The following is a 15,671-nucleotide window of genomic DNA, read 5'->3' on the forward strand; positions in this document are numbered from 1 at the left end:
ATAGTTTAGAAGATGAAAGAGTTTGATATCCCAGAGTTTTACCGCTCTCCTATTATATCTAAAGTTAAGAATCTGCGTAAAGTTGCAGACCCAAGAAAAAGAGACTTTACACCAACAGTTTTAGACTTTGGCCCTGTCCGTTTTCATATTTCTCGTCATTTTGGCTTTTGTTACGGTGTTGAGAATGCAATTGAAATTTCATACAAGGCCATTGTAGAAAACAGAGGAAAAAGAATTTTTCTCTTGAGTCAAATGATTCATAATCCTAATGTAAACACTGACTTATTAGAAAATGGAATTCAATTCTTACAAGATACTGAAGGAAATGAATTAATATCTTTTGATGAACTAAATTCAGAAGATGTCGTTATCATCCCTGCATTTGGAGCGCCTATTGAAACCATTTTGAAACTTGAAGAAAAAGGGGTTGATGTAAAATCCTACAATACAACTTGTCCTTTTGTTGAAAAAGTATGGAATCGTTCAAAGAAACTTGGAGAAACAGAACACAGCATTATAATACATGGTAAAAATAATCACGAAGAGACTAGAGCTACCTTTTCTCATAGTTCATCAGAAGCACCTTCTGTTGTTGTAAGAGATATTGGAGATACAGTTTTTTTAATGGACATTGTCCTAGGCAATAAACCAAAAGAAGATTTTTACACCTATTTTGCCGGAAAACATTCTGAAGGATTTGATGTGGAAATTCATTTAGACAAGCTAGGTGTTGTGAATCAAACTACCATGTTAGCCACAGAAACACAGGAAATCGCTGACTTTGTAAAAGACACAATGATTCATAAATATGGTGAACAAAATATTAAAGAGCATTTCGCCGACACCAGAGATACCTTATGCTATGCTACAAATGATAATCAAAATTCAACTTATGGATTAATGGAATCAGATGCTGATTTAGCTATCGTGGTTGGAGGTTACAACAGTTCAAACACTACCCATCTCGTTGAATTATTAGAAGAAAAATATCCAAGTTACTTTATTAATACAGAGAAAGATTTAATAAGTGAATTTGAATTGAGCCATTTTAACATTCACTCGAAAGAAGTTGAGAAATCGACTAATTATTTACCAAAAAAATCAATTGTAGACATTATTTTAACCTCAGGTGCCTCATGTCCTGACGCTGTAGTCGATCGAGTACTACATAAATTACTTTCTTATTACAGTGATACAAAGTCAATTGAAGAAGCATTAGCTGATGCAGCAAATAATATTCAATAATATTTTTCAATAATGCTTGCAGACTAAAATCAAATTACTAATTTTGCGGCGGGGTAAGTCTTGTACGACCAGCTCCCTCTGAACCCCCCAGGACGGGAACGTAGCAAGGGTAAGAGGTTGTAGCGGTGCGATTCAAGTAGCTTACCCCACTTTTTTTTTATAAGAAAAAGTAATTCACCACCATCTTCCAAAGAACTCTTTTCGAATTTAATTTAATAAGGACCTCACCTCCCTAATAATATTATTATATTCTAAATAATCCATTTAGACCCAATGGTATTAAGTAAATTAAATTTAACCTTTTAATATATTTATACAACAATAACCATCCTTGGGATTTCACAAGATCATCTTTAAATGAAATTTATATAAAACAGAACACTATCTATTTATAACTATTTAACAAACAGATAATTAAGTTGTTAAATAATGAATAAATTGGTGTAAATATTTGTGATATCTTGCATAATAATCTATTTTTGTATCGATTTAGGTGGTTAAGTTAGGTTGATATGCAAGAGAGAAAGACGCTCGTTTTTCTCTCTTGTTTTTTATGCAAGAAATTGATACTTCTTATATTCATTCAACCCTAAAACCAATTTCAATTTATACTTATGCAAATTATGCGATTCACTTAACCATTTCAATCAAAGAACATTCAATATTATTCTAAAAAACATTGATAAAAAAATAAAGAATTCATGTAACTCATAAGTATTCTTGTATCTTTGCCCCCCGTAGTTACAAATCAATTATAAAATGTCGAATTCAACGAAATATATCTTTGTAACTGGTGGGGTTGCATCCTCATTAGGGAAAGGTATTATAGCGGCTTCATTAGCCAAGCTTTTACAAGCACGCGGTTACACAACAACCATACAAAAATTAGATCCATATATAAATATTGATCCAGGAACGTTAAATCCATACGAGCACGGAGAGTGCTATGTGACGGATGATGGTGCAGAAACGGATTTAGATTTAGGTCATTATGAACGATTCTTAAATGTGAAGACTTCACAAGCAAACAACGTGACTACTGGTCGAATTTATCAATCAGTAATTAATAAGGAACGTCGTGGAGATTATCTTGGGAAGACTGTTCAAGTAATTCCTCATATAACAGATGAAATAAAGGAAAATATCCTGAGTTTAGGAAAAGAAGGTAAATACGATATCATTATTACCGAAATTGGAGGAACTGTTGGAGATATAGAATCACTTCCTTATGTTGAGGCTTTACGTCAAATGCGTTGGGAATTTGCTGATGATTGTATCGTTATTCATTTAACGCTTGTACCTTTTCTTCAAGCAGCTGGTGAGTTAAAAACAAAACCTACTCAACATGCAGTAAAACAACTTTTAGAATTAGGTGTTCAACCAGATATACTATGTTGTAGAACTGAACATAAATTAGATTTAGATTTACGCAAGAAAATTGCTAGATTCTGTAATGTTGTTCCAGAAGCGGTAATTGAAGCGATGGACGCTCCTACAATTTATGATGTTCCATTAATAATGCAAGAAGAGGAGTTAGATGAAGTAGTTTTAAAAAGGTTAGGACTTTCTCGTAAATCTAAACCAGATTTAACTTCTTGGAAATCATTCTTACATAACTTAAAAAATCCAACTTCTGAAGTCACAATTGGTTTGGTAGGAAAATATGTTGAATTAAAAGACGCATACAAATCAATCAATGAAGCATTTATTCATGGTGGTACTGCGAATTTGTGTAAAGTGAACATCAAATGGATTCACTCTGAAAAAATCACCAAATCCAATGCAAAAGATTTATTAGGTAATTTGGATGGAATTTTAGTTGCTCCAGGATTTGGTTCTCGTGGTATAACAGGAAAAATAAACGCAGTTCAATATGCTAGAGAAAACAAAGTTCCATTTTTAGGAATCTGTTTGGGTATGCAATGCGCAGTTATTGAATATGCTAGAAATGTGATTGGATGGGATGACGCCAATACGGCTGAAATTTCTCCAGAATCAAAACGTCCGGTGATCAGTTTGATGGAAGAACAGAAAAACATTTCTGACATGGGAGGTACCATGCGTTTGGGTCAATATAAGTGTGAGTTGAAATCAGGTTCTAAAATTTATGAGGCTTATAACACCGAAGTTATTGATGAACGTCATCGTCATAGATTTGAGTTTAACAATGATTATTTAGAAGACTTTGAGCAAAACGGACTTAAAGCTACAGGGTTTAACCCTGAAACCGGTCTTGTTGAGGTAGTGGAGGCAAACGATCATCCTTGGTTCGTTGGAGTTCAATTTCATCCTGAATATAAAAGTACAGTAGACAATCCACATCCCCTATTCACAAGTTTTGTAAAGGCGGTTATGGACAATAAAAACTAGACAATTTTAAATATTGCGAATAGAAAAAAAGTGTAATGGATAAAAATACAATAATTGGTTTAGGTTTAATAGGAGTAATTCTTGCTCTTTTCACCTTCTTTAACCAACCTTCGGAAGAAGAACTTAAAGAAAGAATGGCTCAGCAAGAGCAGCTTGCTCAAGAACAAAAAGAAGCTGTTGAAAAAACTGAAAGTAAAAAACCTGAAGTAAATAAGCCTGAGGAAAAAGCAGAACCAATTGCAAAATTAGACATAAACGGAGAACCTGTTTTAGATAGTTTAGGTAATGTTGTTTATTTAACTGAAGAAGAGATTGTTCCAGTAAAAAAAGAAGGGATAATTAAAGCTAGAGATGTTGAAGAGGAAACCTACTTTTTAGAAAATGAACACATTAAGGTTGTATTAACAAATAAAGGAGGTGGTGTAAAAAGTGTTTTCCTAAAAGATCATCAAACTTATGACGATTTTAGAAAAAACGAAGGGACAGATAAAATCGAACCACTTCAACTATTTAATGAAGAAGTAGCCTCTAATGGCTTGAGATTCAAAACAGATAATGGTGAGCAAAACACATCTGGAATTGCTTTTGAAATTTCAAAAAACACTGAAAATTATATTTCATTCATTGCTAATTTTGAAAAAGGAAAATCAATTGAACAAATTTATACTATAACACCAGATCAATATTACATCAACTATGAAGTAAAAATGAATGGTTTTGATGGAGAAGTAAATCCGGATAAAGTATTTTTAGATTGGCAAGTCGAATTACTAAAAACAGAACGTTTACTATCTGAACAAAGAAGAATATCTACAATCTTTTTCAAGGAAACCAATGGTTCTTACGATTATCTTTCTGAATATTCAGATGATGAATTCAATGCTGAAACGAATGTTGATTGGGTTGCTTTTAAACAAAGTTACTTCTCCTCTATTATGATGCCTGCTAAAGGATTCAAAAAGGAAGGAACAAATTTTAAAGTTACGAATTACGCTGAAGGTTCTGAAAAAGATTCAACGCATATTAAGGATTATTCTTCTTCTATGAATATTGCAATGAGCAATACCAATAGCGGTAGTGTTGAAATGAAATGGTTTTTTGGTCCAAACGATTATGATTTATTAGAATCCTATGCCAATGGATCAGAAGATATTATCAATTATGGTTGGGGATTATTTAGATGGGTTAACATCTATGCAATTCAACCCCTATTCGTTTGGTTGGCCGGATTTGGAATGAACTTAGGTATTGCTATTTTATTATTAACAGTAATCGTGAAATTAGTTTTAACACCTATTCAATGGAAAATGTATGCTTCTTCAGCTAAAATGAGAATTTTAAAGCCTGAGGTTGAAGAAATTAACAAAAAATACCCGGAGAAAGATGACGCAATGAAAAAACAAATGGAAATGATGTCGCTTTATCGAGAGTCTGGCGCTAGTCCACTTGCGGGTTGTGTTCCAATGTTGATTCAAATGCCAATCTTGTTTGCGGTATTCCGATTCTTCCCTAGCACTTTTACATTACGTCAGGAAAGTTTCTTATGGGCAGAAGATCTTTCAAGTTATGATTCTATCTTAGATTTAAGTTTCAGTATTCCTTTTTATGGAGCTCACGTAAGTTTGTTTACTTTATTAATGGCAGTTACTACATTATTTTATACTGTTTTGAACAGTAGTAATATGCAGCAACCATCACAACCAGGAATGCCAAACATGAAAATTATTATGTACTTCTTCCCTATCATGATGATTTTCTTCTTTAATAATTACGCTTCTGGATTAAGTTACTACTATTTCATCTCCACATTAATGTCTATATTAACAATGGTAATGATTAAAAACTTCTTTGTTAATGAGGATAAATTGAAAGCAAAAATGGCAGCTCGTCAAGATGCTAGTAAAAAAGATGGTAAGAAAAAAGGAGGTAAATCTAAATTTCAAGAGCGTTTAGAGCAAATGCAAAAAGCGCAACAAGAAAAACTGAAAAACGGTAAAAAATAAAATACCTTCTTCTAGATAACATTAGAACAGCCTTATTCAAATATGAATAAGGCTGTTTTTTTATGCTTTGTATTTTTTTGGACAAGTTTTAATTTTTTTTTGTTCTATATTTAGTGGTAAAATAAATTCTATCAATGCTAAAGAAGTTTCTTCCGGCTTTACATCTAAATTTTAAAAAAATCACAATAGTATTTTTGGTGAGTTTTATATGCTCCTCCTTTTCCTTTGCTCAAGAAAATGGCAATTTAATTATTGAAGTAAAAGGAATAAAAAATGAAATGGGTAAAGTTCGTTTCATAGTTTTTAGTCACCCCCATGGATTTCCAAGTTCACCAGAAAAAGCAAAATATATAGCAGAAGGAGAAATCAACATCAATTCTTCTAAAATAGAAATTAAAAATATCCCATTCGGTGAATATGCTGTGAGTGTTATGCACGATGAAAATAATGATGGCAAAATTTCTAAGAATTTTTTAGGAATTCCGCAAGAAGGCATTGGGGTGAGCAATGACACAAAAAGTACTTTCGGACCTCCTAGATTTGACCAAGCCAAATTTAAATTTACACGAGACAAACAATCGATTGAAATCAATATGCAATACTATTGATGTTCTATTTCCAATTTTAACAATTTGAAGTAATTTCCTTGAAGAATTTATCCTCTATTTATTTTTCTAATGAGTTTTTTCATTAACTTACTTGAGTAAATTATAAAATTGAATCTATGTTAATAGAAATTAATAACGACAACATCGACAAGCGATTAATTGATGATGTAGTAAAAGAATTAAAAAATGGCGAAATTATTATTTATCCAACTGATTCAGTTTATGCCATCGGTTGTGATTTAAAAAATAAGAAAGCATTAGAGAAATTAGCCAAATTTAAAGGGATGAAACTCAAACATTCTAAATTCTCAATCATTTGCAAAGACTTGAGTCAGGTTTCTGAATATGTTAAACATCTCCCTCAGCCCACTTTTAAAATGATGAAACGTACTTTACCTGGTCCATTTACATACATATTAAATGCTTCTGGTGAAGTAACAAAATTATTTGACACCAATAGAACAGAACTAGGAATTAAAATTCCAAATAACAATATCGTTTTGGAAATTGTTAAAGAATTAGGGAATCCCTTGGTAACAACTTCTTTAAATAACAATGAAGATGATATGTTGGAATATTTTATTGATCCTTATAAAATATATGAAGAATTTGATGAGGAGATTAATACTATCATTGATGGTGGGCCAGGAAAAATTGAGGCTTCGACAGTTATTGATTGTACAGGTGATGCACCGGTATTAATCCGTCAAGGTGTTGGAAATTTAGATTAAAATATTTCTATATGGGTTGTTTTGATTAAGCAACCCATATTTTATCGCAAATAATCTATAATCAAATTAATATGAAAATTTTAATACTTTTATTCTTTATTCCGATTGTATCATCTGCACAAAATTACAGAAATTTAGAATTGAAAGAATTAAACGTCTACTGACCTTCTTCGTATAAGTTTGATGAAAATAAATTGTTTGTTCAAACAGATACAATATTAAATTATGGATTTCAATACAGGAACTATTCTGAATTTATACCAATGAATGATTCTATTTTTTCATTGAAATTTTTAAAACAATAAACTAGAAATAATAATTCATTACTTGTAATTAAACCAACTAAATCATCGAAAATACGATACTTTGAATTAATTACAGATCGCAGTACGTATTGGACTTTAAAAAAAGTTGGAGAGAAAAAGTATAGAATGATTGCTAATAGAATCGACGAAGGTTATTATTATTCTTCACTTAAATTTGAATTAATCGAAATTGATAATTAGAACTTGGTTTTCCAAACTTTTATTTTCCGGTCATCACTCACTGTCACAAATTTTTCTTCAGAAATTTTCGCAATTCGATTTACGGTATGGCGATGTCCCCTATTTTTAAATTCAATTCTTTCCACTATAGAGATATCCTCCGTTTTCCAAAGTTTAATAGTTTTATCAAAACTTACCGAAATTAGATTTTGCTTATTATTTATAAATTCTAAATCATAAATAGAAAAATTGTGTGCAGGAACACTTAGAATCAACTGTTCATCCTTCCAATTCCAATTTTTGATATATGCATCTTTTCCTGCAGTGTATAACATATCTCCATCAAATAAAGCACAATTAACACCATCTTTATGGGTTTTGAATTCATGAATTACATTAAAGAAAGATGTTTCTAAAATTCTTATGAATCCGTCTTGTCCACATATGGCTATAAAATCCCCATTTTCACTTGTACTAATTTCGCGAATCTTACCACAATTAAATGGTAAAGTAATGAGTAAGTCAAAATTTTCAGAATTCCATGCACAAAAAACTCCATCATTATCTCCTGAGTAGAAATGATGTTTAGTAAATGAATGAGACAAGGCGAAAACAGATGACTTATGCTGAGACATCAAGCGAATTTCTTCACGCTTTTCTGTATCTATAACATGAATTCCACCATTATTTGTTCCTACAGCTAAAAGTTTAGATTCTGGTGAATATGCAATATTGTATGCTGGTCTTTCGAGCTTTACTGCAAAATTTGTTTGTTCACCAGTTTCTGGATTCCATTGCACTACATATTGGTCGGCACTTGTAGTATAAATGAAAGGTTCACAAAATATTATATCATAAATAGCACCATTATGGCCACTAATAGACAATATATTTTCCAAACCTTTCGCCACAAATATTAAATATTATTGTCATCGTCTTCTTCACCCTCATCAGAATTAACCTGCTTCAAACGCGTAGCATAATCCTCAGGAAGACTTTCGAAGAATGTGTCTCCACGCAAACCAATTCTCAAGCACTCCAAAGGAATAACTTCATTAGGTGCGATATTTCCAAGGTTCACATTTGCACCAAATAATTTAATAAACCAAACTTGTTGATTTTTAATTGGTGCTTCCCATAGAATATCATTTGGATTTATCTTAGCTATAATTTTATTAATCAAAAATGTGTGAGCAGTTCCATTAGGTCTAAATACACCTACATTTCCACTTTCCCTTCCTTCGGCTATTACTTTCCATGATCCTGCTTCTAATTCAGTACTCATCATTTTAATCCACTTATTAGGTGAGATTAAGATCCCTGAATCTTTTGAACCTACTTCAGAAAGTACGGTTCTTCCCTGCGCCATTGTACGAATCAATTCACATTTTTCATCATGCGGAATAATGATAGAACCATCAGAAATTTCAGCTAAATCTAATCCGTATTTATCATTCAGTCTCAAAAAGTCTTCGAACATTCCTCTAGCATAAAATGCTTCAAATAGTGTTCCTCCAAAATAAGGACGAATATTATGTGCTTTATAAAGTGCTATCTTTTCTTCTAATTGATTGGTAACAAAGGCAGTTCCAAAACCAAATTTCACAATATCAGTCAAGCCTTCATTGGCTTCAATAAAATGTGCTGTTTCAGAAAGGCTTAGGCCTTTATCCATCATCATGGTTAATCCTTTTTCACGAGGTTTTTGTCCTCTATCTGGAATAAATGGTAAACTAAAATTCTTCATTGTCTTTACTTTCATCAAATTCTTGCAACCTGTCAATGAAATAAGATGCTTTATTCATCTCAGGAAAATGCAAAAATAAACTTTTTGCTAAATTAGCATCAATTTCCAAAACTTCATCAAATATTATCATTGATTCTGACTGATTTCCTACCATCCAATGACAATAGCAAAGCACCATTTTTGTTACATTATTATTTACAAGGTTTTTATTTTTTTCAACAGCTACAAAAACAGATTCTATCGATTGACCTGCCAAAAATGAAAGATAGTCGATGATTACTTCTTTATCATGCGGTTCTAAATCGATTGCTTTTTCATAGGCATTTAACGCTTGCGTCTTCTGTTCATTATTTTCATAGGCATTAGCCAATGCCCTCCAATAATCTCCTTTTTCGGATTCCAAATCTACCGCAATTAAAAGCTCTTGAATTGCCCTCGTATGTTTTTCTAACAAATCACTCATAATCCCCTTACCTAACCAAGCATCAGCTAATTGCGGTAAAAGCTCTGTGCTTTTATGATACATTTCATAGGCCTTTTCGTATTCATCCAATTCTTCATAACACTCTCCCATAGAACAAAATACCATAGGATCATTTTTATCTAATTCAAGACACTTTTTGTAATATTCTAGTGCCAATTCTATTTTATTGGCGTCTAAATAGGCATTGGCGATATTATATAAAGCAGGTACAAAATCATCTTGAATGAGAATAGCAAATTCATAAGCCCAAATTGCTTTATCTGTATTTTCTAATTTTGAGTAGGTGTTTCCTAGGTTATACCAAGTTGTATATGAATATGGATCTTCATCTATATAAGTCAAGAAGCTTTTAATAGCATTCTCATAATCTCCTATTCTTTCATAACAATGTGCTAGTTCGTACACCAACATATCATTTTTATGACCTTCTTGAATGGTACTAGACAAAACAGTGATAGCAGATAAATAGTCATCTTTATTTTCAAGTTCCATGGCTAAATCAATAGCAATTTCTACTTTCTCATCTCCGGTTGCAACAGAAAACGCTTTACGGAAATATTTAATCGATTGAATACTGTGTTTCAATTGACTATAAAATGAAGCTATTGAAAGTAAAACATCTAAATTGTTGGGTTCAATTTGTTCAAGATTAATTAACTTTTTTAAAGCCGTATTTATTTCACCAGTCATTGACATAACTTGTGCCTGACGAATAATTATTGTGCTATTGTTTGGGAAATGTTGCAGAGCTTTTTCAGCCGCCCATTTAGCTTTAACAAGTTGATTGGAAATCATAAGATGATCGAGTATATACTCAACGTCCTCCGAATCTATATAAATATATTCGTTTCTTTTGTACATTTCATCAAAGTCGGCCAAACTTCTTTGGTAGTCATGGTTCAACCAATCATCTTCATTATCGTCTTCAAACATTGTGCTAAGTTACAAATTTCTTATTCAAATGTACAGTAAAAAGGGCTTGAAACAAATAATTGTTTGAGACAAAAAAAAGTGCCAATGAAAACATCAGCACATCTAATTCTATCCTACTCCGGTATTTGCTTTAGGAGGAATAGTTAAAATTGTTTCTTTATTCATTACCTCCTCAAGAACCCCATTCCTTTTGGCATAAATAGCCGTTAGATGATCAAAAACTTCTTGTTGTCGATCTGGAAACTTCTTTGCAATTTCCTCGGATAAATATTTATTCTGAGGATCATGCCTATCAAATACTTCATTTAATTTTTGAACATACATTTCTGGACTATACTTCATATCTTTTTTTGTATGAATATAATTGAAAAAGAGAAAAATATCAAACTATTCAACAATTGTTAACAAATCGACATCAAAAATTAAAACTTCATTTGCGCCAACAGAACCTGATCCATTTTCACCGTAAGCTAAATTTGAAGGAATAAGCAGAACCCCCTTTCCTCCTTCTTTGAATTTTTGTATTCCTTCTGTCCAACCTTTTATGACCTGTTGCAGATTAAATGTAATTCCTTCTTCGTCGCTTTGATCAAAAATACTTTCTTCCAATGTATACCCTTTATATCTCACTGTTACATTGTCATTCGAAGAAGGAAAATTCCCTGTTCCTAATTCATTAATAACATAATGTAAACCGGTAGATGTTTCCATTGCATTTAGTCCCTTTTCAGAAATATATGCTTTTATTTCTTTTATGTCTTTTTCATATTGCTCTTCAGGACTTAAACTTTTCTCACAAGAGGTACTAAGAAATATTAATCCAATCGAGGCAAATAACATTATTCTTTTCATATTCAATTTTATTTACAAATCTAAGGATAACAGTTAGATTATCGTTGATAAACCTATAAATCGTTGAAGGGTCTGATAAAATTCATGAAAAACCGAGCATAAAAAAAGGATTTATGATGTATTCATAAATCCTTTTATTAAAAAATTATTTTTGATTAGAATCTCCAACCAAAACGTAAAACTCCTTGAGTACCAAGGTAAGATTCTTTAAAACCTCCAGTAACTGCTGTAACTGTAGTAGTTGCTCCACCTGCGGTAAAACTATTAGTTTCCTCAGAATCTTTATAGTTAAATGCATTAATTCCTAAACCTAACTCAGCACCAACATATAGGTTTTCAGCGAAATAAAAATCCATTCCTAAACCTAGAGTTGCACCAAATAAAGAATATGAACCTTCACCTGTAAAGGATACATCTTCATTAAATTCCATCCCATCATACATTGTTCCGGTAACTTCTCTATTACCTCCTCCTAGATTTATACCTAGAGCTGCATAAGGATCAAGTTTTTGAGTACCTAGAAAATGATATTCTGCTCCAACTTGAATATTCCAAGCCATTCTGTTGATCTCTAATGTTCCCTCTTGTCCAGATCCATCTGTATTTTCATAGAATCTTTCTGTATAAGACATTGGACTTACACCGTCACCTAAACCTAATTGAAGACGAGCAGCTATGTTATTATCAAAAAAATAACGTGCACGTAAAGCTGGTGCTGTCCAATTAATACCCGTTCCGTATACTCCACCAACAAGCGTCTCTATTGAGAAAGGAGTAGCATCTGTTGGTTTTTCAACATCAGCAAAAGTTTGAGCATTAACATTACCTACAAATAAAGCTGAAAATGCTAAACAACCTGTTAAAATGATTTTTTTCATAACTATAAGATTTAATAATTCACATTAAAGATAGCAAGTCAAACGACTTTTTCATCTTTTTTACGTTGTTTTTTTCAATAACTCAATGTTAATAACAGTTTAATAGATAGTTAGCATTCACAATTAATAACCAATCCATCATGTGCGGGAGCAACACTTCTGGGTAATTTATTCAATATTTGGGTATGTGTACCAAATAAATGAGAAATATGTGTTAAGAAACTTTGTTCTGGCTTTAAGTAATCAATAATATCTAATGCTTCTTCTAAGTTTAGATGTGAAATATGAGGCTCCTCCCTTAAACAATCTAAAATTAAAGTTTTGACTCCAATCAGTTTTTTTAACTCATCAACTGGTATTGTTTTAACATCAGTCATATATGCGAAATCTCCAATTCGAAATCCAAAAACTGGCATTTTATAGTGATACGCTAATATTGGAGTGATTTCTGGTCCATCTGGCAATTGAAATTTTTTATTCTCAATAATATTAATGTTCACCCTTGGTACACCTGGATACAGATTGTCACCAAATGCATAATGAAATTCACGCTTTAAAGTCTCTGATACTGCTTTTGTACAAAACAACTCCATACTTCTCCCTTCCAAAAAATTGAAAGACCTTACATCATCCAAACCAGCAACATGATCTTTATGCTCATGAGTAAAAACGACTGCACGTAAACTGCGAACATCTTCTCTCAGCATTTGGGTTCTAAAGTCTGGACCTGTATCAATTACAAAATTGACATCATTCCATGTAAATAATAATGAGCTTCTTAACCTTTTATCTCTATTGTCTTTAGACAAGCAAACATCACACTGACACCCTATAACAGGTACGCCTTGAGATGTACCAGATCCTAAAACTTTAACAGTAAGTTTATTTTTCATATTCCATAAATTTAGAAACTAATTCTGTTTCTAAAAATAAATTCCAAAAAAAAGTCCAGACGATAACGCCTGGACTTTTCTTTAAATATCTAAATGTATTATTTAACAACCTTGAATGTTTTAACACTGTTTGAAGTGCGAACATTAACAAAATAAACACCGGCATTTAAATTTGAAGTGTTTACAACAAAGTTAGTAGATGATATAGTTGAAGAGTACACTTCGCTACCTGATGCAGAAACAACTACTACAGACTCAAGTAACCCGTTCTCGTTAGTAATGTTCAAAACATCAGTAACAGGATTAGGATATACAGAAACTCCTGCAAATTCTTCAGTTGAAACACTTACATTAGTAATCGCAACACAATCAGAAGTATCTGAACAAACACCGTTAGTAATAATAACAGCATAATTTCCATTCATTGTAGCTGTGAATGTTTGACCAGTTGAACCTGCAATATCAGCCATGGCATCACAATCATACCATTGGAAAGTTGCTCCAGCTGCTGTTTCTAAAGCAGTGATCGTAGCACCATTTAAAGCTGTTCCATTATCAATATCACAGTCTGGAGTAACACTACAAGGGAATAATTGGTAACCTGAATCATAAGGAGAACTAGTGTCGAATTGTTTCCCAATTCCTGTTAAAGAGAAAGAAGCACTTGGCGTAGGCGTACCTGCAATTGGAGATGCACCTGGTATTCTAACTGCATATGTATTAACACCATCAGTTACATCAATGTTACCGTTATTAGGCCAATTTGCTTCAGCATTAACTAAAGTTAAGTTTTCTAAAGTAACCAATTGACTCTCTGTAGTTTCATCTAACATTGTAACAACAGTTGCAGTTTGTAATGTTGCTCCTTGAGAAACAACAGTAATTGTTTCTGGATTGATTTGCAACAATCCATTGAATTGTGAAATTTGACCATTGATAGTTAACTCATCACCTTCCATTGGAACATAACCATTAATATCATTAAAACTAAAGATGTTGATTCCATCATTGTTGGCGTCAATCAATGTAAGATCATATCCAGTATTTCTGAAATTATCACAGTGAACAACTCCAGTAAGCGTAACATAATCTCCAACCGAAGTACCTTCACCATTCACATCTACTTGAGTAACATTTGCTATTGATGAAACAACATAATTTAAAGTTTCACCAGTTAAAGCTACAATTATATCAGTTGCTCCAGTAGAAGAAACAATAAGGTCACCTGATTGCGCCAAATTAAGAATTGGACCATTCAAACGAACATATACTTTAGTTGAAGCAACAGAACCAGTAGTATTAATTAAAGTAACTGAAGGAGAATATGGGCCTGCTAAAGATGTTGAAACTTCGAAATTAGTTGGAGCTGTAACAACTAAGTCAGCTGTTAAGTTAAATCCTTCAACCATTAAAGAATCTGCATCTGAAGGAGTTCCAACAAAATGAGAGAATCCAGAAATAGAAGTTTCTGATGCAGTAACCGTAGGTGCTGGAGCTGCAATTTCTCCTTCAAGCATCACGGATACATCTGTAGCACCTGTTGAAGTAATAAGTAACTCACCATTTGATGGGTTTGCGATAGTAGAACCATTCAAACGAACATAGATTGGGGTTGATGTAATAGTACCTGTTCCAAAAGGAAGAGTTACTTGTGAACCAAACCCTGAACCTGACGTATTAGATATTTCATAATCTCCTGAATTTACTGAAATAACCACATCAGCTGTCAAGTTCGTACCTGAAACTCCCACTGTTTGTTCAGCCGATGGCGTCCCAATAAACTGAAGGAAACCTGAAACTGTAGAAAATGAAGAGCTTAATGTAGGTCCACTTGCTAGTATAAACGAACCTGCATTAGAAATTGTTTGATAAGTAGTTGTTCCACATAAATTATCTATTGCTCCATTAAAGAATGTCCAGTTACCTGGTACAAATGTTCCATCAGGTCCTGTATTGTCATTTCTTTTAGCATAACCATCCTTGTATTCCCAAACAAGACCTGTTCCACTTATTCCATCCACACCATACTCATCAATTAAAGTACTTGTTGCAGTTTCGATAATTCTAATTCTATCATCTCCGTTAAAACTGATTACTGAACTAGTTATCGCAAGCGAATTTGTTACATTAGGAAATTCTGTTGCGAAACTAGGATCATCACTGTGAAGATAAACAAAGTCATTACTAACTATACCAAGTGCACTTAAATCAAAAGTATTACCCCATGTAGTATTAGCATTAGTTTGGTTTTCCAAAGAATAGTTTGAAAAATCCACTGTTCCTTGTGCGTAAATTTCAAGTACTTTAGGATTACCTCCAATACAATCACCATCCATTATCATGGTAATAATAGGAGACTGTCCCATTACGGTTGATGTTATAAACAACATCATAAATAAATAAATTTTTTTCATAACTTTTTTTTTATAAGATTTTGTACAA

Annotated in this window: 13 protein-coding genes and 1 other RNA gene; 6 read left to right on the forward strand and 8 right to left on the reverse strand. The window is 32.5% G+C overall.

Features of this window, described 5'->3' with window-relative positions:
- Positions 1-12: 12 nt before the first annotated feature.
- The 6 genes from C6368_RS05670 (at position 13) to C6368_RS05695 (ending at position 6,957) form a co-directional block, all read left to right on the forward strand.
- Positions 13-1,245, forward strand: a complete 1,233-nt coding sequence (locus C6368_RS05670; protein ID WP_107038217.1) for a 4-hydroxy-3-methylbut-2-enyl diphosphate reductase — start codon at positions 13-15, stop codon at positions 1,243-1,245.
- Between the two features lie 51 nt (positions 1,246-1,296).
- Positions 1,297-1,389, forward strand: an RNA gene (gene ffs / locus C6368_RS05675) — signal recognition particle sRNA small type.
- A gap of 615 nt (positions 1,390-2,004) precedes the next feature.
- Positions 2,005-3,615 (forward strand): CTP synthase, encoded by a 1,611-nt coding sequence (locus C6368_RS05680; protein ID WP_107038218.1) that lies wholly within the window; start codon positions 2,005-2,007, stop codon positions 3,613-3,615.
- A gap of 35 nt (positions 3,616-3,650) precedes the next feature.
- The gene (gene yidC / locus C6368_RS05685; protein ID WP_107038219.1) at positions 3,651-5,618 is read left to right on the forward strand and encodes a membrane protein insertase YidC; all 1,968 of its coding nucleotides are present in this window, start codon (positions 3,651-3,653) and stop codon (positions 5,616-5,618) included.
- 134 nt (positions 5,619-5,752) lie between these two features.
- Positions 5,753-6,226 carry a DUF2141 domain-containing protein gene (locus C6368_RS05690; protein ID WP_107038220.1) on the forward strand — a complete coding sequence of 158 codons (474 nt, stop codon included), beginning with the start codon at positions 5,753-5,755 and terminating at the stop codon, positions 6,224-6,226.
- Positions 6,227-6,342: 116 nt separating this feature from the next.
- Entirely contained in the window at positions 6,343-6,957 is a 615-nt protein-coding gene (locus C6368_RS05695) for an L-threonylcarbamoyladenylate synthase (RefSeq protein ID WP_107038221.1), read from the forward strand.
- Between the two features lie 502 nt (positions 6,958-7,459).
- On the opposite strand, the gene C6368_RS05700 is transcribed toward C6368_RS05695, so the two are convergent.
- The 8 genes from C6368_RS05700 to C6368_RS05735 form a co-directional block, all read right to left on the reverse strand.
- Positions 7,460-8,353, reverse strand: coding sequence for a WD40 repeat domain-containing protein (locus tag C6368_RS05700; protein WP_107038222.1), 894 nt, complete (start codon positions 8,351-8,353; stop codon positions 7,460-7,462).
- A 5-nt stretch (positions 8,354-8,358) separates the two neighbouring features.
- The gene (locus C6368_RS05705) at positions 8,359-9,189 is read right to left on the reverse strand and encodes a phosphosulfolactate synthase (protein ID WP_107038280.1); all 831 of its coding nucleotides are present in this window, start codon (positions 9,187-9,189) and stop codon (positions 8,359-8,361) included.
- Positions 9,176-10,606, reverse strand: coding sequence for a tetratricopeptide repeat protein (locus C6368_RS05710; protein ID WP_107038223.1), 1,431 nt, complete (start codon positions 10,604-10,606; stop codon positions 9,176-9,178). Before C6368_RS05710 ends, C6368_RS05705 begins: the two co-directional genes overlap by 14 nt.
- A gap of 108 nt (positions 10,607-10,714) precedes the next feature.
- On the reverse strand, positions 10,715-10,948 hold the full coding sequence (locus C6368_RS05715) for a hypothetical protein (protein ID WP_107038224.1): 234 nt from the start codon (positions 10,946-10,948) through the stop codon (positions 10,715-10,717).
- Positions 10,949-10,993: 45 nt separating this feature from the next.
- The gene (locus tag C6368_RS05720) at positions 10,994-11,458 is read right to left on the reverse strand and encodes an FKBP-type peptidyl-prolyl cis-trans isomerase (protein WP_107038225.1); all 465 of its coding nucleotides are present in this window, start codon (positions 11,456-11,458) and stop codon (positions 10,994-10,996) included.
- 155 nt (positions 11,459-11,613) lie between these two features.
- A complete protein-coding gene (locus C6368_RS05725) occupies positions 11,614-12,336 on the reverse strand; it encodes an outer membrane beta-barrel protein (protein ID WP_107038226.1) in 723 nt (240 codons plus the stop codon).
- A gap of 110 nt (positions 12,337-12,446) precedes the next feature.
- Positions 12,447-13,229, reverse strand: coding sequence for an MBL fold metallo-hydrolase (locus C6368_RS05730; protein WP_107038227.1), 783 nt, complete (start codon positions 13,227-13,229; stop codon positions 12,447-12,449).
- A 98-nt stretch (positions 13,230-13,327) separates the two neighbouring features.
- A complete protein-coding gene (locus C6368_RS05735) occupies positions 13,328-15,643 on the reverse strand; it encodes a T9SS type A sorting domain-containing protein (protein ID WP_107038228.1) in 2,316 nt (771 codons plus the stop codon).
- Positions 15,644-15,671 lie beyond the last annotated feature (28 nt).

Origin of the sequence: Brumimicrobium mesophilum (assembly GCF_003025005.1) — a bacterium.
GTDB lineage: Bacteria > Bacteroidota > Bacteroidia > Flavobacteriales_D > Crocinitomicaceae > Brumimicrobium > Brumimicrobium mesophilum.